A 21,042-nucleotide genomic window follows, 5' to 3' on the forward strand; every position below is an offset into this window, starting at 1 on the left:
GACAAGAATGTCGGGACATACTGTAATGTTTTTGGGACACAAATGTCGGGACATTTAATCCTCTACCGATTTTGAAGAAAAAAATACTATTGTTATTTTGGCTAGTTATTTCATAGACAAATTTTTGTAGTATACAATAGCTTTTTGTGCCAAATTACTGATTCCCATTTAAATCACTCTCAGTCCATATTCCATTCCCATTATTCTATTGAACAAGTAAATCCTCTTAATCAATACTCTTCAAATTCAACAAAAGATTGTACTTCTCCTTCTTCAACTAACCTGCCCCGTTAGTTTTAGTGTAACGTTTCACAATGGATCACCGAGATCTACTTGATGTTTCTGACAAAAAAATAGACCATCGAAATGATGGTCTTGTTTAACTAAAGCACCCGTTAGTGCAATAAAGATTGGAAATATTATAGCGATAGTTTGTCTTTTAAAACCCAAACAAGAAGTAGATATACCCATACAGATACTGAAGCAGTAAAGAAAAATATTATCCTTACAACAAAAGAAGATATGCCAAAAAATTCAGCTATTCCCCCACACACCCCATATAACACCTTATCAGTTGATGACTTCCTTAACCTTTGTGACATTAAAATCCCCCCTCGTTTAACATTCTCTTTTTATACGAATGAAATTACAAAAAGTTACAATTCCATTCTTCAACTAAACTGCTGCTTTAGTTCAATAAGAAAAAAGGCTTTACTCCTTCTTGAAGTAAAGCACCCGTTAGTTTAAGTACACTCCTTCACAAGTAGTTTTATTCACATTCACTCTCGTTTAATGAGTTATTAAAAATGCTTAGCATGAACGTTAAACCTGCAACAATTTCAATCAAATTGGAGCTTAAAAGTTTTATTAACCAAATACTACCTGGTAAAGAAATTGGAAAAGTTGATGATAATGGCATAATTAACGAAAAGAGAAAACAAGGAATGAATACGGAAATAAGTAAAGGTAGGTTTATTTTAATTGACCATTTTTTTATAAAAATAAGTGATAGATAGAAACCCCATATAAAGAGAAGAATAAAATTAGTCCAATAAATCATTGAGAAATGGGAGCTATTTTTAATTAGAGTTTTAATATCAAAACTGATGATTGTTAATAAAAATAACCCAATAACCCAAAATAATTTCCATATATAAGGTGACCACTTTTTAATGAACAACACCCCCTTAGCGTTTTATTTTTTATAATTATTAATACGTTTCAAAGCCTAAAGAGTTCCAAAATAATCCTCAGTTCAACTAACCTGCTGCTTTAGTTCAACAAGAAAAAGAGTTGCCTAAGCAACCCCTATGATCTTTACTAAAGCACCCGTTAGTTGAACAAGATTTCTTTAGTCAGAGATAATGATTACATTTTCTGCAACTTGTTTCTGGTCAGTAGAATTTGGATTTTCAACTAAATCAAAGGATACTTTTTGACCTTGTTTAAGAAATCTGAATCCATCTCCAAATCTGTCTTTATCAAGCAAAATCGAACTAAAATGAACAAAAACATGATTTCCATCTTCACCGTCAAGCATAATTCGACCATAACCCTTTTCTTCTTTAAACCATTTAACGATTCCCTCTCGTTTCATATCTGTTCGACCTCCTTTCCATTTATTTATTAAACTAAACTGCCCCGTTAGTTCAATAAGAAAAAGCTACCCTTACTGGCAGCCACTTGCTTAACTAAAGCACCCGTTAGTTGAAATAGAAATATTTTATATTTTCACTTTACTTGAAGCCATTTACCCAAAACCAATAACGACCAGTATTTTTTTTGTTGTTTGCGATAAACATTATAATAGGAATAATACATAATATAAGATATAAAGCGATAAATGTTGATGTTTGAAGAATTTTCTTCATCTCAACTATTGTCATACAAATCATTAACGTTCCTAAAAATAAATAAGGAAAAATTAACCCTTTCTGATAAGATTGAAACTTTTCCTCGCCTAAAAGAACTTTAGTTTTTTCAGGTAAAAAGTAGTCCTTTTTCATTAGGTGGCTAAACCCCATAATTAGCACTGAAATTCCAAAGAATATACTAAGCATTATTTAAATCCCCCCTTCTTTTGAATAACCAATAGCGTTAATTCAATAACAAAAAATTCCATTCCTTCTTAAAGTAAAGCACCCGTTAGTTGAATAAGAAAAGTTACTAAATTTTGAATAATACACCTTTAGACAATAAGTATTCTTCAGCTTCATTTATTCTCTTTCCGTTGTGTTTTACAAAAAGTTCATAACGTCTCTTTAACCACTCAAACGATCTGTCTCGAATATGTGAATCATCAGCACCTTGTATTAAGGGAACCGTTTTAGTAAATGAGTCAAAACTTGATAAGGCTTCAAAGCACTCCAAATGTTCAATTTTCTTGTTTGTGATGTTCTGATAAGCATCTAACATAGTTTCTTTGAAGCTAGTCCCGAACCACGAATATCCTAAGACAAGTGTATTCGCTATATCATAACGAGGGTCTCCTATAAAAGCTTTTTCCCAATCCAAAATATACAATGTATTTTCATTAGTTAATATTGTATTCCAAAAATGATAATCTCCGTGATTTAAAACTTCAGTAAATGAAACAGTCTTGAACATTTCAGAAATATTTAGAAGGCAATTTATATATACAGGGTCTTCAAACTTCGCAACCCTATTTTTTAAACTCTCTATGTAGAAATTGATATATTCTTTTTGTCGTATATCGTTATCCGTAAAAAACTCACGAACCGTATCAGTGCAAATTGAATGAACTTGTGCGAGCGTGACACCAAAATTTCTAAATGCTGACTGTATATCCTCTGGGTTTGCTAAGTAATATTTGTCCAGAGTAACTCCCTTTACTAGTTCCATCAACATTATTCTCTTTTCTTTATCTTCAAAATAAACAGTTGGAATATTAATGCACGAATTTACATCCTTACTCATTAGAATATTTAATTCTTTATTAAACTTCACATTTTCACTAAATTCTTTTAAGACAACTTCCTTGGAGAATATATCCTCACCTTGAGAGTAAGTAAGATGAAACATTGAAATGTCGTTACTAAATCCGTCTTTATTTTTTTGTAAGTTATTTATCGCAATTACAGTCTCTTTTCTTTTTGTTTTCTTTATCAGTTGTTCTACAGTTTTATAAATTTCTTCGCTCAATAGTGCCGCCCCCAGCTTTTGCATCTATTTTGTTAACCCATACCTTTCCATAGATATTCTGCAATTTGAAATAAAACCCTTCTTCAAATAACCTGCCCCGTTAGTTCAATAAGAATAAAGGCTTTACCCCCTCTTGAAGTAAAGCACCCGTTAGTTGAATAAGGTTATTATAACAATAGGCTTTGTAAAACACGCTTATATTCGAATTCTTCTTCTAAAAATGGATAATGGTTACTTTGTTCAAAGATATGTAGTGAAGCATCTGGAATTAAATCGCTCATTTCAATAGAGAAGTCCACAGGACATTGAACATCATGTCTACCGCAAAGAATGATAGTTCTTGTTTTAATCTCTGACAATTTGCGAGTTACATCAAAAATTAGTTGTTCTCTACTAAAAAAATTTAATCTGTTTGCAGATACTTTTTTCATGATATTTTTCGAAAAATATAGTTCATAGTTTTCAGGTTGGAATAAGGATAACTTGGTTCTTTCTTTAGCCAGCTTATTCCGTTCATCTTCCTCTAGGCTTTTCATTTTTAAAAGTTCCATCAATTCTTGCATTCTTTTATATTTTGGATGTCCCTCATTATAAATACACTTACTAGACGATGAGCTATATTCCCTTGCAGAAGAGCCTACAAGAATAAGGGATTTTAAAGAGGATGAAAAATAAATTCCATATAACACCCCAATCATTCCACCTGTAGAATGTCCAGCAAATGTCCATGATGAGAAACCTTTCACTTTTCGAATCTCTTCAAGGTCAAGCACTGCATCCACCATGCTTAATTCATAGCTACTCTGTGCTTTATCTGAGCTTCCTGCGTCCTTTAAGTTAACTAAAAAAACTTTCCATTTGTCTGTGAATGTTTCTGCAAAGTAGTCCCCAGACTCATTAAATTCCGAATAGTGATGAGTTATACAAACAGGTTCACCCTCTCCTTTTACAAAAACCTCAAAGCATCCGCGAGAAGTTTCAATTATCTCTCTTTTCCAATTCGGCATAATAGCTTCCTCCAATGTAAACCTATTATTTCTTGTTCAACTAAACTGCCCCGTTAGTTCAACAGCATCATTGAATGATTACATTTGATTGTTACTCCCTTTTATATCATTACTTGCTTTTTCAAAACATAAATTAACTGTCCGTTCGTTTGAACGAGTTCGATGCATTGTATTAGAGGGTACAGTAAATATTTCACCTGGTTTCAATGAAACTGTTTCATCGTTTTCTAAGTCTATGAAAAGTTCACCTTTTAATACAAAAAACAACTCATCGCAATCCTCGTGTTTATGCCAATGAAATTCTCCATCTATCACAGCTATTCTAAGCGCATGGTCATTTACTTCACTTACAATAAAATTAGTGTAGTCCTTTTGGTCTTTTACTAATTCATTTAGGTTGAAAACCTCTAATTGTCCCTTTTTTTGCATTCTCATTCTCCTTATCATTTATCTAAACTTCTTTAATTTACTAACTTCGACAATAGAACAAAATTACCTTTTCTTTTATTCAACTAACCTGCTGCGTTAGTTTAAGTACATTCTTTCACAATCTTTATAGTGATAGTAACATAATTTTCCAATTTGGGTTCTAAATTTTTCTTTATAGAATTGATAATAAATGATGCAAAACGATTACCTTGCTTTCTATGGTTTCAAGATAACTAGCAAAGGGTGACATTTTACTTGCAGGATATGTCGAATAAGTCCATTAGTAATGGGTATCAATAATGTAACGAAACTGCTGTTTGTACAGGCTGTTTCATTAAAAACACCCTAAACGTTGAGTAATCGCAATTAAACGATTCTACACACTTTAACCATTCCCCACTTGAATACACCTGACTAGCCCAACGAGACTAGCTAACCACTACTTAAAATAATTTCATTTCATATTTTGTGAATACTACATTTAAAAAGAAAAATGTATGGTAAAACAATCGTTAAAGGTGTTTCAAATATAGAAACTTTTTCTCTTTTTTTGAATTTTATTTCTCAACATTTTATTATGAATAACGTACGAAAGAGAGGTGAATCCATTGAAGCAATACGAAGTAGCTACATTGAAAAAAGGACTTCTAATTTTAGATGCTTTGCGAGAAAAAGATATGACACTTAGTGAAGTTATACAAAAATTTTTATTTAATAAATCAACAGCTTTTCGATTGTTATATACCCTTGAAAAAATGGGATATGTTAAAAAAATTGATAATTCGTATAGTCTTACTAATAAGATGGGATCTTTATCTACTTCCTTTAACTCAAAAGCAAATTGGTTATCAGTTCCTCCTTTATATGAGTTGAGTAGAGAAGTTGGAGAAACAGCCTATGTTGGAATCCTTTATGGTACGGAAGTAGTTACTGCACAAGTTGTTGATGGCACTCATTCTATGAGGGCACACTCGGAGGTTGGTGACCGGGCTTTTGTACATTTAAGCGCTCTAGGAAAAGTCATACTAGCGTTTTTAGATAAAACCAAACTCGAAGGAATCCTTAAAGAATTAACTTTAGTGCAAAATACCAAAAATACATTTGTAGACTTACACTTATTAAAAGAACACCTAAAGGTCATTCGTAAGCAAGGATACGCAGTAGATGACGAAGAGACGGAAATTGGCCTACGCTGTATTGCTGCTCCTGTCATCTTTGAGGGAAATATGATTTCAGCAGTTGCGATAGCTGGTCCAGCCCTTCGGTTGAATAAAAAATTAGATAAAACTTTTAGTAGAAAACTTATTCAATGTAGTTCTCGTATATCGAAAATGCTTTGATGGAAAACACCCCAAAATTTGAGAAAGGAGAATAAATTATGTCAACAAAAGTATACATTGCATTATTTTCTTTAGCCATTAGTGCTTTTGCCATTGGAACAACCGAGTTCGTCATTGTAGGCTTACTTCAAACAGTTGCTGATGATCTATCTATTTCGGTGACAAAAGCTGGCGCTTTAATTTCTGGTTATGCAGTAGCACTAGCTATTGGAACTCCAATTGTAACTGCTATTACAGGGCGTATTCCGAAAAAAGGATTTTTACTAATCTTAATGATAGTTTTCATTTTAGGTAACGCAATTTCGTCCATTGCAGAAACATATGAAGTATTAATGATTTCACGCGTTATTACTGCTATTGCACATGGTGTATTTTTTGCGATTGCAGCTACAGTCGCTGCCGATATCGTACCAGAAAACAAAAAAGGAACAGCTATTTCAATTATGTTTACCGGATTAACAGTAGCAACTATAGCTGGTGTTCCAATTGGGACTTATATTGGACAACAGTTTGGTTGGCGCGCTACATTCAGTGCGGTAGCTATACTCGGAATTATTGGGCTAATTGTAAATGTATTTGCGGTTGATAAAGTGAACAGACAAACGAATCCTCCTACTCTTAAAGATGTAGGGCAACTTGTGAAAAATCAACGAATTCTACTGGCACTATTAATGACCGCATTAGGTTTTGGTGGAACTTTTTCATTATTTACCTACCTTGCTCCTATACTGGAAAAAATCAGTGGGTACTCAGCTGGCTCTATTTCATTGCTGCTTTTAGTTTATGGAGTTGCAGTTGCCATTGGAAATATAGTAGGTGGGAAAATTGCCAATCAGCATCCAGTTAAATCATTACGCTTCGTCTTTTTACTTCAAGGTATCGTACTTTTATTACAAGTGGTACTACTACCTAGTAAAGGATTAAGTATTTTATCTATTATTTTGCTAGGTTTATTTGCATTTATGATGTCTCCAGGAGTACAAGCGTACATTGTAACGCTTGCCGAAAAATTGGTTCCTTCTGCAAAAGATATTGCATCTGCATTAAACATATCAGCCTTTAATATAGGGATCGCTGCAGGATCTACTTTAGGCGGATTAGCAGTAGACTATTTAACGTATTTAGATACGGCATGGATTGGTGCAATTATGGTGGCATTCGCATTTCTTCTATCCGTACTGAATTATAAATTAGATAAGAAACAAAAATTATTTTAAAGGGGAGTTTATTTATGAACTTACAACAACTAGAAAACGTAGAAAAGGAATTACAATTTGAAACATTTACAAATGAAGATGCATTAAATCTTGGTACGACATTAATTAATTATGCAAAAGAGAATAACAAAGCAGTAGCTATTCATATTGAGCGTAATCGAGTACCTTTATTCACCCATTTAATGGATGGTACTTCTGAAGAAAATGTTTTTTGGCTATATCGAAAAAAACGAGTAGTGGATCATTACAACAGAAGCTCACATTATATTGGAGCGAGATTCGAAAAACAAGGAACGACTCATGGTGAAAGCTCTCTTCTTCAATCAACTGATTATCAAGCTGTAGGCGGATCTTTCCCTATACGTATTAAAGACATAGGCGTAATTGGAAGTGTAACAGTAGCAGGGCTTTCACCTCAACTTGATCACGATTATGCTGTCGAGGGAGTAAAACGTTTCTTAAAAAAATAAGGAGTTTATAAACCAATGGTTGTAGAACATGCCATGTTAATCATAAAAAAAGAGTTAGTAGAGGAATTTATAAAAACAATTAATGAAGCATTCCCTATTTTAAGCAGTTCTGAGGGGTACTTATCTCACAAACTGCTTCGAAATAAAGAGAATCCAACTCAATTTATACTCGTTGTCAATTGGAGAAATTTAGAAGATCATCTTGATGGCTTTGTAGGGAGTGCTAAATTCAAGAAATGGGACTCGATACTCAGTCGATTCTATGATAGTTATCCAAATGTCTTGCACTATACAGAAGTAACATACTGGGTATAACTAAACATTTACCTATCAAATAGACAGTTATAAAAGTCTGTCTTTATCGGCATGGGTTCGGTATACAACCGGACTCATGCCTTTTTTTGCTTTGAAGTTTTATAGGATTGCTGAATGCTGCTCTTAAACCTTTTCCGCCGAGAACCATGATTTCAGTAATAAAAACTCAGGATTTTATTTATTCCACATTCTAGAATTTTAATGGAATAAATTGTCTGTATTTTTCAAACAACTTTATTATGTTTTAAACGACTTTATTGTAAATAAAAGAACTATGTTGTCACTTAACTATTCCATCATATTACTCGATTTTCAGTCGTTTTTGCGTTAATCTTTCTTTCTATAACTTTTAGATAAAATAAATAACAACCAAAAACCTTGTTATATAAAGGTTTTGGTTGTTTAAAGAACGTTCGTTAAAATTGTAACTGACTGTTCGTACACAACTCGGATCTACCCCATACAACTCAATCGTCCCCTAAAGCAATTTGTTTCAGTCAACTTAGTTGTGATAAAAAGCTGGTTAGTATACTAACCAGTTTTTTTATTTGGGTTTGATAGTTAGTATTGTTGATAATTCAACAAAAAAATACCTAATTTAAGGACCATTTTTAATGTACTTGTTAAACTAAAGCACCCGTTAGTTGAATAACAATAATTAATTACTGTAATTGATTTTTTCTTTCGTCTCTTGTTCCGATAAGACTTTATAATCAACAATATATTTAGAACGAGGAAGATAGTTAATTACAAACCAATTATCAGAAGAATTTTCTTGAATATCATTTGGCATAAAAAACTTAATATCATCCACTACAACTTCCCATCGCTCTGGATTATTCCTACCACTTCGCAATTCAAAGTCAGTGGGAACTCCTTCGGCAACTTTATAATCATTTTTTAAGTAAGCAGGAATGTCCAACCATTCAGGACTATGAATTAACAAGGCAATCGTAGCAATCAAATATATAAGTCGTTCTGCAAATTTAAAATCCTTTTTTAAAATAATAACAACACAAGCAAAAGCAAGTATTAGTGTACTTATCGAAATAACCCAAAACATTTCTTTAAAAGGATATTTGTAACGCAACATTATTCCAGCAGTTCCGACTGCAAAAGAAACAAACCAAATACGTTTCGTTAGTTTATTAAGAGGACTTACCAATGACTTTTCATTTTTGTTATTGTCTATCATAAAAAAATCCTTTCTAACGCTTAATTTCTTTTTAGCAACTTTATATCCATCTTCAATTATCCTGCACCGTTAGTTTAAGTGTAACATTTCACAATGGTTCGCCAAAATCTACTTGATGTTTTGGGCATAAAAATAGACCATCGAAATGATGGTCTTATTTAATTAAAGCACCCGTTATTTGAGTAACATTTTTAATTGTTTTGCAATGAAAAATTATAGCGATACTATTAAGAATTTTTCTCAATCGTTTCTTCTACGTAAGTAAGAAAATTACTGTATGGGGAGTTCCCTTTCAAAAATTGGGATACCAAATTCAAAGGTAATATCACTATATCTCTCTTCTTAGAATAAAGAACACTCTGTGTTTTGGTATTACTATACTCTCCGTCAAAATTGGGAGAATAATTGTATACAGAATCAGACTCATACCAGTAAAAGTCTTGTCTAATATTATTTTTGATAACCTCACCAATATATGCACCTATACGAATCACTAAATTATCAAAATGCTTATTTAAAAGTTCAGCACCAAACCCCGTATTCATTAATCTTTTTGTATACATATCAATATAACGAACGCTTTCAATAGTGAAGTCTAAATTTCTTTTAGTAAGGTTTTCTTTATCCCAGGAATCATCTGAAACATCCTGATACATTAATTTTGCAATGCCTTTTAAATCGTCTTTTTTTAATTTTGCTCTATTTGAGAAACCAAACATAAGATGGGATTTCTCCTTTATCAATTGTCTACGAGTACAGCTATGCTAATTATATTCCTTATTTCACTATCCTGCTGTTTAGTGCCATAAGAAAAGGTTCTCAGCTGAGACTGACTTTTTTCAAACTAATTACTTAGAATTTATATAGTAGATAAGATGGTCAGTCCACTCTTCGTTTTCATATATAAACCCTTTACGAATACATTCATATTCCATTCCTATACTCTTTGCTGTATTAATAGAAGGTGTATTATCAAGGTTTATATGAGCTTCAATGCGATGAAAATCGAGGTCTTTAAATGCTATGTTTACAGCTTCTTTAACTGCTTCTTTGCAGTAACCATTTTTCCAAAACTGATTATGAATACTGTACCCAATTCTAGCCCATTTAAAGACATCCCTAGCTAATGTAGAGAAGTCTACCATTCCCAAGTGAATCCCATCTTCTTTCCGAAAAATGCCGAATACGTGTGCTACATCACTCAATGCTAATTCCTGGTGTTTTTTTACCAAATTATTAAACCATTCCTCAGTACATACACTCATATCCATTCTTCCTTTGTCGTGTCTATAATGTGAAGGGTGCCTGTTACTAAACTCATTAAACCAGTTTTGATAATCATCACTTTTACATCAAATATTTTTTCCTTCTTGTACAATGTGATATCTCTCCTTCATTAAATCTATTCTGAAATACTTTGATATTCTTAATTTATTCATCTTAAGACATCACACCTTTCATAATCGATAGGAATATTATAGCAATACGGTTCTTATTAAACTAACCTGCACCGTTAGTTGAACAAGAATTGCTTAAAATTCAATTTTTTTCTTCGGAGAAATGTTTGGTTGATCTATTAATGCAGCAACCTTCTTTCCTTTTTTAAATCTAATGTGATTAAGCCAGTAAACCAGAGCTTCCGCATCGTAATTAACAATATATCCTGCCTCTTCATCGTATTTCCAATACTTATGATTATTCTTTCTATCAAAAAGCCAATCGAAAAATTCATTTTGAAGTTGACGAATATTTCTTCCTACTTTAGTAAGACATCGTACATATTGAGAATCAGGTCCTAAAGACACCTCTATAATCATTTTTATTGCTCCTTTATGTTTTATTTTTATTCTATTTCTCATTATTCTTATTGAACTAACCTGCTTCTTTAGTTCAATAAAAAAAGAGCTGCCAAAGCAACTCATTGATCTTTAAACTAAAGCACCCGTTAGCTCAAAAAGAAAATAGAGCTGTATAATTTAGCTATTTATTTCACTAAAGCACTCAATTGTCGAAAATCGATATCACTATAATTGCTTTGAGTATCAATGGGGTCATTTTCAGTTGATATACAAACGTTCTTTAACTAACGCCACCTTTTACTAATCAAAATGTTTAACTGCCCTCAAGTGTTTAAACTCTTTTTGGTAAAAGTTAAAAAAGTTGTCAAAACAATTTTTCTATTGTTGAGAAGGGCAAAAAGGAACAATTTTGCTTATCCATGCTAAGACTTGTAAACCATTGGTTTTTATTGTGCCATTCACAAATTCACTATGAAATTCTTCATGTGTCTCTTTCTTGTCACCACTAATTCCAAATGATCCGAAACCAAGAAAGCTCACCCCACCACCGCCATTAATTGACTTTTCAATTAATACCTTATCCTCTTCAGTCCACTCACCCGTAATACTAATATCCCGAACAATTATAAACGATTGTGGTATAAGAGGCATGAGTGAATTTTTCTCAATAGAAGTTTTTAAGTCCCCACCAGAAATTTGTCCTTTCTCATAAGGAGGATAAACTTCCCAACCAGTAAATCGAAATAAGGAATAGTCTAACCATGGCCTTTCAATAGTTACTATTGCATAGTTTACCGTGATATTTATCTTCTCGGCTCCAACATGCCTGTGTTCTCTTTTAGTCTCACCGTCTACGTTTAAATCGACAACCCATAGACCTGCGGTAAAATCAGTTCCGCCACCCAAATCAGTAAATCTAGTGGAATTAACATCATCATGGTTTTCTGATGAAATTGTTACACTCGTGAATCCTGTAGCGTCAGGAGCATACCAATTAGAAGGGTTTGCATAACAATAATGAAATTTATAATCAGGATCCACCACAGAATCAACAAAGGTTTCATCCCATAAAGTTTTATCCTTGGCTATTATTTCTGAAAGCGCCTTATTTTGTTTAGTTTTTACAGTATATAAAGCATTTTCAACATCTTCAAATATACCTTTAAAATCATCACGTGCACGTTTTAAAACAATCTCTAATTTACCTTTTTCGCGATCCCACTTTTCCTTGTCTTCTGGCTTAGTCATATCAAGTAAAAGAAATAATGAATTAAAGGCTGCAACAGCATATAGATATGCATCTTCCGATTTTTGATATGCTTGATAACGTTTAGTTTTTATGTTCTCATCTCTGTTAACCCAAAGTACCTTCAGAGCGTTATTGTACTCCTCTATTTCTGCGGGACTAGGTGATTCATCTTGAACAACATTAGCTAGCATCATTTGACCATAGATATTTTCAACATTTTCCAATGTACGCTCATATTTAGCACTAATTTTAGGAATAGCATTTACAAATCTAGAAAAGTTCTCACTTGAACCTGCATTTCCCTCAGGATTAGTTGGAGACTTCATATTCTCAAAATCTTTTGGATTGATCCCCATTCCTAATGGAACCAAATGCATAAGAGATGTTTCTTTGTCTATAATACCTCCCAACTCTGAGGGAGAGTACGTTAAAATCCCATACATAGTATCGTACAGTGCCTTTAGAAAATTTAATTCTTTTTGTGAATCCATCTCTAATCCTCCATTTCCAATACTTCAACAATTAATATTCTCTTCTAACATAATAGATAATATACAATTAAAATTGAGGTAATTTAAGACAATAAATTCGAGACAATGGATTTCATTAGCTCCTCCAGTTATTGAACTAACCTGCTGCGTTAGTTCAATAAGAAAAAGCTACCAATAAAGGCAGCCACTTGCTTAACTAAAGCACCCGTTAGTTGAATAACGTTATTTCATTGACCTTGCAATTTCTAACATTTGTTCTTTCGATAATCTGGAACTATTCATTTCTACATAAGTGCCATCTTGAACCCAATTAAGTAAGCCACCAGTGATGGTGTCTCCATTTTTATCAACCTCGCCACTTTCTTCCCACTTCTGAAAATAACCTTTGTTTCCGTTTATATCAACTTTCTGACGATAAGGAAAATCGTCATCGGATAATCGAAATCCTTTTTTCAAATCAATAGCGACTATCAACTTTGTGTCCTTGCTGTCCATATAATGTAGCATTATCCAAGGGGATGTTTTGGTGTCTAATGTCCAATCATCAGGAATCCTTTTTGGAGTTAAAACTGTAAAGTCAACTTCTTTCTGTATTTCGGATATAGTTTTGCTATTGTGATTATACTTTATTTCTTTAGCCATAATTATCATTGGGTAACAATTTAGCAGGATTAGGACAATTACTAAACGTATCAATTTTCTACCTCAATTCTATTCGGAACTTCAGGTATTAGTATTTCCTACTTTTCACTTCTTATTAAACAATCCTGCTCTTTAGTTCAATAAAAAAATGCTTTACTCCTTCTTGAAGTAAAGCACCCGTTAGTTGAATAAGAAATCATTTTTTACTTTTGCAAAATCAGTCCATAAGTCAGTTTCATTTACATCATATTTTTCTTTTTTTAGTCTTGTAACCATAAGTCGCAATGCTTCTTCTAAATGATTTATGAGATATGACTTTATTTCATTTTGGCTGACAAATTCCCATCTTGCACGTGGCATTCCAATATGAATTTCGATATAACGATGTTTCTTACTTAGTCGTAACCTTTGAAACCCTTCAAAATCCCAATGCCATAAGTCTCCGTCTACAAAAATAGCTGGTGCCATCTCATCTATTTCTTTGCAATAAACATTATTACAATACTTTTGAAGTAACTTACTTATTTCAGGAAGTTGTAACCCGACTGCTTTATCAGACTGGGGGTCTCCCATTTGACCACCAAAGGTAATATATTGCGATTCCATTTGTATACACCTACTTTTACGTATAATTATAAAACAATATTACTTGTTCAACTAACCTGCTGCGTTAGTTTAGGTGTAACATTTCACAATGGATCGCCGAAACCTACTTGATGTATTGGACATAAAAATAGACCATCCAAGTGATGGTCTTGTTTAACTAAAGCACCCATTTGAAAAGCAATTTCAATTAAACTAGCATCAACTCTTATTGTTAACATCTCTTTTTTTATATTTCTCAAGCACATCATCAATTGTTAAACTTTCATTTACTTTTTCCCCGTATTCTTTTTCTAGTAATTTCCCAATTATTGAACTGTTAATTCCTTTTGTAACCGCTGCCTGAATTACAAAATAAAGTATCAACATTCCACCAAAGTAAAACACGATAAACTCCATATTTATACACCTCCCCGATGGAAATATAAGATATTTACTTTTAGCCATTTTCAACTAAACTGCTTCGTTAGTTTTACAAGAAAATTTATTGTGACCTATACATCTTCTAATTAAATAACTCACTTTAGATTTAAATGAATAATTTGGAAATTATACTTACTAATATTACTCCAACAATAAAACCAATAATACCTATAGAACGATTACTAATTTTACTCATAAAGTACTCCCCCAAAAAAAATAATTGTTTTAAATGCTCTTCTTCAACTAAACTGCACCGTTAGTTCAATAAGAAAAAAGAGTTGCCTAAGCAACCCATGATCTTTAACTAAAGCACCCGTTAGTTTAAGTGAAATAATTCACAAACTTGTTTTATTACTATCTTATAAAAAGTACTACCAAAATCGAATAGAATACAAGAACCTTTGTGAACCTTGTTTGGGTTATAAGTAAATCACTTTAAAATAGTATCTTAGAATATGTCTCTTTTATCATTCTGCAAAATCATCTTTCTTGCACTCTCCAGACTATCTAGTCCTATTCTGTTTTTTACTGGTGCAAATTCGTTCTCCCTTACTACTTGTAATACAGACATGCTCTCAGCATATTGAAATATATCGAAATAAAATTTTTCGAGCTTATATCCATTCGGCTTAATAATTTTGATTGTCTGACCAATTTCATTAACTGAGGGGATAACTTTATGAGCAAAGTGATAAGGGAGTTTAACATCCATAGTTTTCTCAAGGAATGAAAGTTGAAAAAGATGAATACCTATGTTTGCATTTGTAAATTTTTCTCCCTCACTTTCTTCTTTACTCATTTCAGAGTATTCGATAACCGAAGGCTTACCTTCAGATAAGCAAAAAACTCCTACTTTCTCACCTGGTTCTCTCTTTTTCACAGATTTACTGGATACTTCTGCACCTTTTAAATCAGCAAAACCAATAAACAATGGGTCTGCAACTTGAACAAGAGCATTGTCAATATTATTAAAAAACACCCACTTAATACCCTTCATCTTTAAGTCCTTAAGTATCCCACTTGACTTCATTGCAGCAAATACCCCTCCGTTTCCATTAGGGGACATAGAGATTTTTGATTTACTCTCAAGAATTATTTTACCATTTGGAGTTAACGTTGGAATAAGGTCCTGTTTAAAGAAAAAAATCTGTTGCGGATTACAATTGAAATAATCGTTTTCTTTGAAAAACTTCTTTGTTTCCAATTCATTAATAGGGCTAGTCATAATATACCAGGGAATAATAGATTTAGTTTTTTCTTCAATCTTTCGCAGTCTCTCAGCTTGTAAAGCGAAAAGCGATTGATTGGAAGCAACGCCAATGCTAACGGTTCCTTTAGGTCCATCATGTCCAAGTCGAGTTCCCTGTCCTCCAGCGATGAGTACCACTGCTACTTTCTTTTCTTTTAGAAGTTTAAGTCCGTGTTCTTCATACATGTTTCTTTTTGAGTCACTAAGGCTTAGGACAGATTCATATTCGATAGGTAAAATTTCTCGTTTACTATTGTTTGATGGAATAGAAAGTTGACTGGATGCTACTTCAATTTCTTCAAAATCAATTTCATTTATTTGATTTATTAAAGCTTCTTTCTCTTTTGGCATTAATACATTATAAAAGGAAAGAAGATGTCCTTGTCCAAAACGATTTATTTTTTCTCTTATATATTCAAGTCTTTCCATGTCACTACTCCTTAAATTATTTTCCTAAATGCCTCATCTGAATGTTATTCGTAACACATATACTGAATTCCTTCTTAAACTAAACTGCCCCGTTAGTTTAAGTGTAATATTTCACGAACAATACTAAAACAACCCATAAACATAACCTTTAAAAAAGTATATTATTAATATTTTTCGTTCAGGTAATTAATTTGTTCAACTGCTTCATCTACATGGTTTACATCAAAAATTTGGATATTTGTATCAAGTTCTTTTTGAAAAGTCTCTGCTTCTTTGCTATTTTCACTTGGGATGATCATGTATTGAAAACCTGATTTTTCTGCGATTTGTATTTTTTCTTTGATGCCTCCCACAGCTGTTACTTCTCCTTTTCCATTTATGGCTCCAGTAACAGCTATTGGTAAGTGATTTTGAAAGGTTCCATTTATCATCAATTCAGTTAGTAATATCGCAAGCCCAGCACTATTTCCTATCGCTTGATCGTAATTAAAGTAGTCGGTAAGTCTTTGCTCTTCTTTCCCGAAATATTCTCTTAAATCCTCTCTCATCTTTTCTTTTGGAGATTTTTCATTTAGCCCCAACCAACCCAACAGAGTCCTATTTTTGTTGTTATAACTCATTGGATTAGTTAATTTGATAATGGTTAAGACATCTTTATGCTCTTTTTTTAATTGCTCCTGAACCGCCTGTTTACTTTCCATATTATTTAATGTTTCAATTTCAATACTGATAATAAAAATTCCTGATCGTTCTACTGTCTCCCTTGGCTCAAAATATATATCTGCTATATGTGATTGTGGAGCGAACCCTATAAGGGGCAGCTCATAGCAAAATAACAGCAAGAGGATGGATAGCGAGATAGTCATTTTTCGTCTTACCGTACGTTTCTTTCCGAATACCACGATAGAGATGGACAAGATCAGTAAGCTAATAAGCAAGATAGCTAGGTATGAAATTTCATCAATAACATTTTGAAGATATAAGAAAAGAAATAGAAGATAAAAAAGAAGTGTGAAAGAAATATGTAATATAGTAGAAAAACATTTTGCTTTTTGAATGTTTATCAGCCCTCTCTTAATTTAAGTAACTCGGAAGTCTTTAATATCTAAGCAAATATTCTTTATGTAGTTCTACGTCTAAAGTAAAAAGAGGTTTCAAGTTATTTACATTTCACAATTCCTATCTATACCTCAATATTAATCTGTAGCGATAAAAGGCACTGTAAAATGAAGGTTTTAGACAGTAAAAAGGCTCAGTCCATCTGAACTAAGCCTTATCTTTTATTTTCCTTCCTCAACTAAAGCACCCGTTAGCTTAATAAGAACTTTTTATATTTTACCTTCTTTTATCCATGTCCAAATTCGGTAACTTCCGAAAACTGATACTAAGAAAAGTAAAAGCATAAATATAACGTAAAGTGATAATCTATTGACTTCTTGTAACCCTTCGTCGTTAGCCACCGTCCAAATGGATAATCCAAATAGCATCAAGTAACAAAATACATTAGGAATAATCCATGCGATTCTTAACTTTGTATTTTTCAAAAATATTCCCCCCTCGGACTATATACGAATATCAGCATGAATAGATTCCAAATAAGTATTTCCTTCTTAAACTAAACTGCCGCTTTAGTTCAATAAGAAAAAGGCTTTACCCCTTATTGAAGTAAAGCACGACGTTAATTGAAAAAGAACCTAATTACCAATCTGGTCCATCATTAATATCACCCACTTTAAGTTTAAATGCATTAGAATCTAGATTATTCTTTTTAACTATCTCAAAGAAAGTTGATTTTACCTTTTCTTGTTCGGATTCAGTAGCGTCTTTATTGTTTAAGACATATTTCACATGTACATCATCCACAGAATTTGTCATAACCAAAGTCTGAAATTCATAACCTTTTTTCACTAATTCATCATCTACTTGTTTAAGTATTCCTCTATCTCCGTAGAGGAAATTTTCAATCTCAGCCGTTTTTTCTGCTTGTTCCTGGGGACTTAATATAGGTGGCACTTCAGATGTATCTCCTTTTGACGAGGTGTTATTGATAAATAGAAAGGTTATAACAAATAAAATTACAATGGTCCCAGTGACTTTCCTCTTTTTCAGTTGTACACTTCCTTTTTAATTTTAGTATATGCCTGTATAAGAGTTCGAAAACCACTTAACACGATTTATTGAATCAAACTGCTTGCTTTACTTCAAAAAGGCTTTACTCCTTTTTGAAGTAAAGCACCTGTTAGTTGAATAAGGAAAATTATTATTTTATAGACTATTTTCCCAAAGATAGATGTTTTCGTGAAATAATGACCTTCTTAAATTTAGAAATTTCCGTTAAAATTATTAAAACTACAATAATAGGAGTGGGGAGTGGTAAAAGAATGAAGATAGAGTATTTTATTGGAATTGTCCCACCAAAAGAATATTTAGAACGAATTGAACATTTTCAAAGTAGATGGATTAACAAATTAGGTGTAGAACCTCATATAACTTTGAAAGCACAAGGAGGATTAACTCCAGATAAAAAGTGGATAGACAAAATACAAAAAGTATGTGAAAATTTCAAACCTTTTCAAATATCATTAGATAAACCAAAGTATTTTGGAGAAAACATTTTATATTTGAGTGTTATCTCAAATAAATTACATGATTTGCACGAAAAAATAGTGCAAGAAATTTCACCATCAGAAGACTTAATAACACAGTATTTTGAACTTGGTGCCTTTACACCACACTTAACTTTAGGGAAAGAACAGTACGGCGGAGACATTTCTACTGGACTTTCAAAAAAAGAACTAAAAGATATGGAGCAACTAGCAGATAAAGAATTGATACCCTATCCCGTCTTTGAAGTGAATTTTATTAGAGTTTATGAATTGAACATTGAAAAGCAAAGATATGAAAAATATTTAGATATCTCTTTAAACAATTGACCTCACAAAAATGAGGTCTTTTTAAAAAGATGGTCTTATTTAACTAAAGCACCCGTTAGTGAAACAAAGAGTCTTATTTATTTTCTGTTTCTAATTCCGATATTAACTTACAGAGATAGCCAACGATGTAATCTCTTTGTGTACTTTCTTCAATATCATTATTTTCCACAAGGTCATCTATACCATTATTTATAACTGCCCATAAAGGTGTATTTTCAAATTTTTTATATGGATGCGACATAGAAAAATTACCTCCCAAAACATCGGTTTACACTCAAATTTAATTTATAATATATTTTCTTTGTTCTGCTAAAGCACCCGTTAGTTAAACAACATTATATTTTTAAAATTTTAGATTCTATTTTGACATGTATTCTAAAAACTTTTATTTAAAATTAGAATGTAATTCTAAATTCTTAGTGTGATTTCATCACACTATAACTCGCTTTGAACCAACAGTACTTTTTCATTTTATAAACTGTTTTAAAAATGGCTCAATACCCGGATAGCTTTCATCCAGTATGATGCGGTGTACTTGCATAGCGTCGACGATATTGTGCGTCGATAACTGACTTAGCGCTATCGCTAAACAGCTTAGGGCCGGCATTTCTTCAACTTGATTCGTTCTTGACTTCAATAATACCATTACTTTAAAATACTGTTCTTCCTCGGCTAAGGTAAGCACGGTATCATCTATTTTTTTCTCTTGTACGAGAATCTGTAGAGCTAGGAGCAAGCACCTTTTTTGCGCCTGCAATTTTGCCTCAGTTATTATGGGATTAACATGGACGTTACTCATTTCTCCAAACTGTATCGCACTGCCGCAATGCGTACAAACTGCCGTATAGTTTGCTTGGATGCCGGCATACATCTCGGGTTCTACCTCATTTTTGTACGTCACATATGGAATAAATACATCATGCTCGCAGAAAAGACAATTAATAGGTCGGTCCAAAATAGCGATGTGACTTTCCTCAAGGTTTAAATCTTTTGCCATATCTAATCTACCTGTTTGCAAACGATATTCGTTTCCATACCTTTCGTCAGTTGTTGGAACTGCTGGATATTATAACAGTCGTTGCAAGTGAAAGACTGTAGTACCAATTGCTCCGGAGGATCTTCATTAAACGGGTCCACATCAACATTTGGTGACACTATATCAAGATATACTTCCCGATGACTAAAAATAGCACTATCGCAGTGGGGGCAGCGTAGCGGTTTGCCTATAATCTGTACTTCGTAATTACTATGTTTTCTGTCCAATTTACGACATCCTCCCTTTTTTAAGTTTCGATAATATCCAAATCCCGCCCTCTGATTAACAACTGACTATACATACCTCTTCTTCAACTAAACTGCTGCGTTAGTTCAATAAGAAAAAAGCTTTACTCCTTCTTGAAGTAAAGCACCCGTTAGCTTAATAGGAATTGCTGTTTAACTACTTATAATTCGTCTTTTTAACCATTGTCATAAATTCTGCAAAATCGGTGCTAAATTCGTCTTTCTTAACAAAACCAAGCTTTTCATATAGATGGATAGCTCTTTGATTGAACTTTGCCACAGTTAATCGAATTGGAGTATCTTCATAGTTTTTTTCAATATAACGAAGAATAAAAGAGCAAAATTCAAAACCGTTACCTTTGCCCACAAAATTAGGGTTCATACCTACTCCCATATCAATTGAGTCATCTGAATAAACACCACTTCTTTTCCCAACAGGAACTTGAGCATTCTCTCCAGTGCAAAAAAATCCAAATATTTCTTTGTTATCATTAACAAGTGCAAAGTATGAACCATCAAGTTTTTCCTTCATATCTTCATCAGTTAATTCATTATTGTAGAAATCATATGGTTTTTCATATTCCCAGCTAAGTATATCTTTTGCTATTTCTTCATTCATATTTTCTATAAATAATTTCACATTCTACACCCCTTCTCATATATCAATTCGATAATCTTGGAGGATAATCCTTCTTCAACTAAACTGCTTCGTTAGTTCAATAAGATAAAAGGCTTTACTCCTTCTTGAAGTAAAGCACCCGTTAGTTGAATAAGAAATATTTTCCTTCTCCACTTTATTTAAATGTCT

Annotated in this window: 26 protein-coding genes and 1 pseudogene; 6 read left to right on the forward strand and 21 right to left on the reverse strand. The window is 32.7% G+C overall.

What is annotated here, in order from left to right; translation table 11 throughout:
* Positions 1-419 precede the first annotated feature (419 nt).
* Positions 420-602, reverse strand: a complete 183-nt coding sequence (locus AM499_RS06605; RefSeq protein ID WP_053589453.1) for a PspC domain-containing protein — start codon at positions 600-602, stop codon at positions 420-422.
* 204 nt (positions 603-806) lie between these two features.
* On the opposite strand from AM499_RS06605, the gene AM499_RS06610 reads away from it, so the two are divergent.
* On the forward strand, positions 807-1,016 hold the full coding sequence (locus AM499_RS06610) for a hypothetical protein (RefSeq protein ID WP_053589454.1): 210 nt from the start codon (positions 807-809) through the stop codon (positions 1,014-1,016).
* 335 nt (positions 1,017-1,351) lie between these two features.
* Here AM499_RS06610 and AM499_RS06615 read toward each other — a convergent pair whose 3' ends face one another.
* From AM499_RS06615 to AM499_RS06635, 5 genes are all read right to left on the reverse strand, one after another.
* Complete coding sequence (locus AM499_RS06615) at positions 1,352-1,597, reverse strand: cold-shock protein (protein ID WP_053589455.1); 246 nt, start codon at positions 1,595-1,597, stop codon at positions 1,352-1,354.
* Between the two features lie 139 nt (positions 1,598-1,736).
* Entirely contained in the window at positions 1,737-2,060 is a 324-nt protein-coding gene (locus AM499_RS06620) for a hypothetical protein (RefSeq protein WP_053589456.1), read from the reverse strand.
* A 106-nt stretch (positions 2,061-2,166) separates the two neighbouring features.
* Positions 2,167-3,162, reverse strand: coding sequence for an aminoglycoside phosphotransferase family protein (locus AM499_RS06625; RefSeq protein WP_053589457.1), 996 nt, complete (start codon positions 3,160-3,162; stop codon positions 2,167-2,169).
* A 167-nt stretch (positions 3,163-3,329) separates the two neighbouring features.
* Positions 3,330-4,169 (reverse strand): alpha/beta fold hydrolase, encoded by an 840-nt coding sequence (locus AM499_RS06630; RefSeq protein ID WP_053589458.1) that lies wholly within the window; start codon positions 4,167-4,169, stop codon positions 3,330-3,332.
* Between the two features lie 78 nt (positions 4,170-4,247).
* Positions 4,248-4,598, reverse strand: coding sequence for a cupin domain-containing protein (locus AM499_RS06635; RefSeq protein WP_053589459.1), 351 nt, complete (start codon positions 4,596-4,598; stop codon positions 4,248-4,250).
* A 608-nt stretch (positions 4,599-5,206) separates the two neighbouring features.
* Between AM499_RS06635 and AM499_RS06640 the strand changes: the two genes are divergently transcribed.
* From AM499_RS06640 to AM499_RS06655, 4 genes are read left to right on the forward strand one after another with little or no spacing between them, the layout of a single operon-like run.
* The gene (locus AM499_RS06640; protein ID WP_053589460.1) at positions 5,207-5,938 is read left to right on the forward strand and encodes an IclR family transcriptional regulator; all 732 of its coding nucleotides are present in this window, start codon (positions 5,207-5,209) and stop codon (positions 5,936-5,938) included.
* A gap of 38 nt (positions 5,939-5,976) precedes the next feature.
* Positions 5,977-7,155, forward strand: a complete 1,179-nt coding sequence (locus AM499_RS06645) for an MFS transporter (RefSeq protein ID WP_053589461.1) — start codon at positions 5,977-5,979, stop codon at positions 7,153-7,155.
* A 14-nt stretch (positions 7,156-7,169) separates the two neighbouring features.
* Positions 7,170-7,625, forward strand: coding sequence for a heme-degrading domain-containing protein (locus AM499_RS06650; protein WP_053589462.1), 456 nt, complete (start codon positions 7,170-7,172; stop codon positions 7,623-7,625).
* A gap of 15 nt (positions 7,626-7,640) precedes the next feature.
* Entirely contained in the window at positions 7,641-7,940 is a 300-nt protein-coding gene (locus tag AM499_RS06655) for an antibiotic biosynthesis monooxygenase family protein (protein ID WP_053589463.1), read from the forward strand.
* A 658-nt stretch (positions 7,941-8,598) separates the two neighbouring features.
* On the opposite strand, the gene AM499_RS06660 is transcribed toward AM499_RS06655, so the two are convergent.
* The 12 genes and pseudogenes from AM499_RS06660 to AM499_RS06715 all read right to left on the reverse strand — a co-directional run bounded on the left by AM499_RS06660 (position 8,599) and on the right by AM499_RS06715 (position 18,033).
* Positions 8,599-9,135, reverse strand: coding sequence for a hypothetical protein (locus AM499_RS06660; protein ID WP_053589464.1), 537 nt, complete (start codon positions 9,133-9,135; stop codon positions 8,599-8,601).
* Positions 9,136-9,362: 227 nt separating this feature from the next.
* Positions 9,363-9,854 (reverse strand): hypothetical protein, encoded by a 492-nt coding sequence (locus AM499_RS06665; RefSeq protein ID WP_053589465.1) that lies wholly within the window; start codon positions 9,852-9,854, stop codon positions 9,363-9,365.
* Between the two features lie 129 nt (positions 9,855-9,983).
* A pseudogene (locus AM499_RS06670) lies at positions 9,984-10,418 on the reverse strand (GNAT family N-acetyltransferase); the annotation flags it as partial.
* A gap of 249 nt (positions 10,419-10,667) precedes the next feature.
* Positions 10,668-10,952, reverse strand: a complete 285-nt coding sequence (locus AM499_RS06675; protein WP_053589466.1) for a hypothetical protein — start codon at positions 10,950-10,952, stop codon at positions 10,668-10,670.
* A 360-nt stretch (positions 10,953-11,312) separates the two neighbouring features.
* Positions 11,313-12,674 (reverse strand): hypothetical protein, encoded by a 1,362-nt coding sequence (locus tag AM499_RS06680; RefSeq protein WP_053589467.1) that lies wholly within the window; start codon positions 12,672-12,674, stop codon positions 11,313-11,315.
* 222 nt (positions 12,675-12,896) lie between these two features.
* Complete coding sequence (locus tag AM499_RS06685) at positions 12,897-13,370, reverse strand: DUF4367 domain-containing protein (RefSeq protein WP_053589468.1); 474 nt, start codon at positions 13,368-13,370, stop codon at positions 12,897-12,899.
* 126 nt (positions 13,371-13,496) lie between these two features.
* Positions 13,497-13,922: an Imm44 family immunity protein gene (locus tag AM499_RS06690; RefSeq protein WP_053589469.1), complete on the reverse strand. Its 426-nt coding sequence runs from the start codon at positions 13,920-13,922 to the stop codon at positions 13,497-13,499.
* A 198-nt stretch (positions 13,923-14,120) separates the two neighbouring features.
* A complete protein-coding gene (locus AM499_RS06695) occupies positions 14,121-14,318 on the reverse strand; it encodes a hypothetical protein (RefSeq protein WP_053589186.1) in 198 nt (65 codons plus the stop codon).
* Positions 14,319-14,790: 472 nt separating this feature from the next.
* Positions 14,791-16,020, reverse strand: a complete 1,230-nt coding sequence (locus tag AM499_RS06700) for a UDPGP type 1 family protein (protein WP_053589470.1) — start codon at positions 16,018-16,020, stop codon at positions 14,791-14,793.
* 164 nt (positions 16,021-16,184) lie between these two features.
* Positions 16,185-16,886 (reverse strand): S16 family serine protease, encoded by a 702-nt coding sequence (locus tag AM499_RS06705; RefSeq protein WP_053589471.1) that lies wholly within the window; start codon positions 16,884-16,886, stop codon positions 16,185-16,187.
* A 462-nt stretch (positions 16,887-17,348) separates the two neighbouring features.
* Positions 17,349-17,564, reverse strand: coding sequence for a hypothetical protein (locus AM499_RS06710; protein WP_231687540.1), 216 nt, complete (start codon positions 17,562-17,564; stop codon positions 17,349-17,351).
* A 154-nt stretch (positions 17,565-17,718) separates the two neighbouring features.
* Positions 17,719-18,033 carry a hypothetical protein gene (locus AM499_RS06715; RefSeq protein ID WP_053589473.1) on the reverse strand — a complete coding sequence of 105 codons (315 nt, stop codon included), beginning with the start codon at positions 18,031-18,033 and terminating at the stop codon, positions 17,719-17,721.
* A gap of 368 nt (positions 18,034-18,401) precedes the next feature.
* Here AM499_RS06715 and AM499_RS06720 point away from each other — a divergent pair, with 368 nt between their 5' ends.
* A complete protein-coding gene (locus tag AM499_RS06720; RefSeq protein ID WP_053589474.1) occupies positions 18,402-18,953 on the forward strand; it encodes a 2'-5' RNA ligase family protein in 552 nt (183 codons plus the stop codon).
* A 73-nt stretch (positions 18,954-19,026) separates the two neighbouring features.
* Here the strand turns inward: AM499_RS06720 and AM499_RS21825 are convergent, their stop codons facing one another.
* The 3 genes from AM499_RS21825 to AM499_RS06735 form a co-directional block, all read right to left on the reverse strand.
* Positions 19,027-19,194 (reverse strand): hypothetical protein, encoded by a 168-nt coding sequence (locus tag AM499_RS21825; RefSeq protein WP_197275600.1) that lies wholly within the window; start codon positions 19,192-19,194, stop codon positions 19,027-19,029.
* A gap of 225 nt (positions 19,195-19,419) precedes the next feature.
* Positions 19,420-19,950 carry a hypothetical protein gene (locus AM499_RS06725; protein ID WP_053589475.1) on the reverse strand — a complete coding sequence of 177 codons (531 nt, stop codon included), beginning with the start codon at positions 19,948-19,950 and terminating at the stop codon, positions 19,420-19,422.
* Positions 19,951-20,391: 441 nt separating this feature from the next.
* The gene (locus tag AM499_RS06735) at positions 20,392-20,874 is read right to left on the reverse strand and encodes a GNAT family N-acetyltransferase (RefSeq protein WP_053589477.1); all 483 of its coding nucleotides are present in this window, start codon (positions 20,872-20,874) and stop codon (positions 20,392-20,394) included.
* Positions 20,875-21,042: the final 168 nt, after the last annotated feature.

Source organism: Bacillus sp. FJAT-22090 (assembly GCF_001278755.1).
Classification (GTDB): Bacteria; Bacillota; Bacilli; order Bacillales_A; family Planococcaceae; genus Psychrobacillus.

Bases quoted from the DNA above. Each gene is read 5' to 3' on its own strand.
- AM499_RS06605 (WP_053589453.1), bottom strand. From the start codon at position 602: ATGTCACAAAGGTTAAGGAAGTCATCAACTGATAAGGTGTTATATGGG.
- AM499_RS06610 (WP_053589454.1), top strand. From the start codon at position 807: ATGCTTAGCATGAACGTTAAACCTGCAACAATTTCAATCAAATTGGAG.
- AM499_RS06615 (WP_053589455.1), bottom strand. From the start codon at position 1,597: ATGAAACGAGAGGGAATCGTTAAATGGTTTAAAGAAGAAAAGGGTTAT.
- AM499_RS06620 (WP_053589456.1), bottom strand. From the start codon at position 2,060: ATGCTTAGTATATTCTTTGGAATTTCAGTGCTAATTATGGGGTTTAGC.
- AM499_RS06630 (WP_053589458.1), bottom strand. From the start codon at position 4,169: ATGCCGAATTGGAAAAGAGAGATAATTGAAACTTCTCGCGGATGCTTT.
- AM499_RS06635 (WP_053589459.1), bottom strand. From the start codon at position 4,598: ATGCAAAAAAAGGGACAATTAGAGGTTTTCAACCTAAATGAATTAGTA.
- AM499_RS06645 (WP_053589461.1), top strand. From the start codon at position 5,977: ATGTCAACAAAAGTATACATTGCATTATTTTCTTTAGCCATTAGTGCT.
- AM499_RS06650 (WP_053589462.1), top strand. From the start codon at position 7,170: ATGAACTTACAACAACTAGAAAACGTAGAAAAGGAATTACAATTTGAA.
- AM499_RS06655 (WP_053589463.1), top strand. From the start codon at position 7,641: ATGGTTGTAGAACATGCCATGTTAATCATAAAAAAAGAGTTAGTAGAG.
- AM499_RS06660 (WP_053589464.1), bottom strand. From the start codon at position 9,135: ATGATAGACAATAACAAAAATGAAAAGTCATTGGTAAGTCCTCTTAAT.
- AM499_RS06665 (WP_053589465.1), bottom strand. From the start codon at position 9,854: ATGTTTGGTTTCTCAAATAGAGCAAAATTAAAAAAAGACGATTTAAAA.
- AM499_RS06675 (WP_053589466.1), bottom strand. From the start codon at position 10,952: ATGATTATAGAGGTGTCTTTAGGACCTGATTCTCAATATGTACGATGT.
- AM499_RS06680 (WP_053589467.1), bottom strand. From the start codon at position 12,674: ATGGATTCACAAAAAGAATTAAATTTTCTAAAGGCACTGTACGATACT.
- AM499_RS06690 (WP_053589469.1), bottom strand. From the start codon at position 13,922: ATGGAATCGCAATATATTACCTTTGGTGGTCAAATGGGAGACCCCCAG.
- AM499_RS06695 (WP_053589186.1), bottom strand. From the start codon at position 14,318: ATGGAGTTTATCGTGTTTTACTTTGGTGGAATGTTGATACTTTATTTT.
- AM499_RS06700 (WP_053589470.1), bottom strand. From the start codon at position 16,020: ATGGAAAGACTTGAATATATAAGAGAAAAAATAAATCGTTTTGGACAA.
- AM499_RS06705 (WP_053589471.1), bottom strand. From the start codon at position 16,886: ATGACTATCTCGCTATCCATCCTCTTGCTGTTATTTTGCTATGAGCTG.
- AM499_RS06720 (WP_053589474.1), top strand. From the start codon at position 18,402: ATGAAGATAGAGTATTTTATTGGAATTGTCCCACCAAAAGAATATTTA.
- AM499_RS21825 (WP_197275600.1), bottom strand. From the start codon at position 19,194: ATGTCGCATCCATATAAAAAATTTGAAAATACACCTTTATGGGCAGTT.
- AM499_RS06725 (WP_053589475.1), bottom strand. From the start codon at position 19,950: ATGGCAAAAGATTTAAACCTTGAGGAAAGTCACATCGCTATTTTGGAC.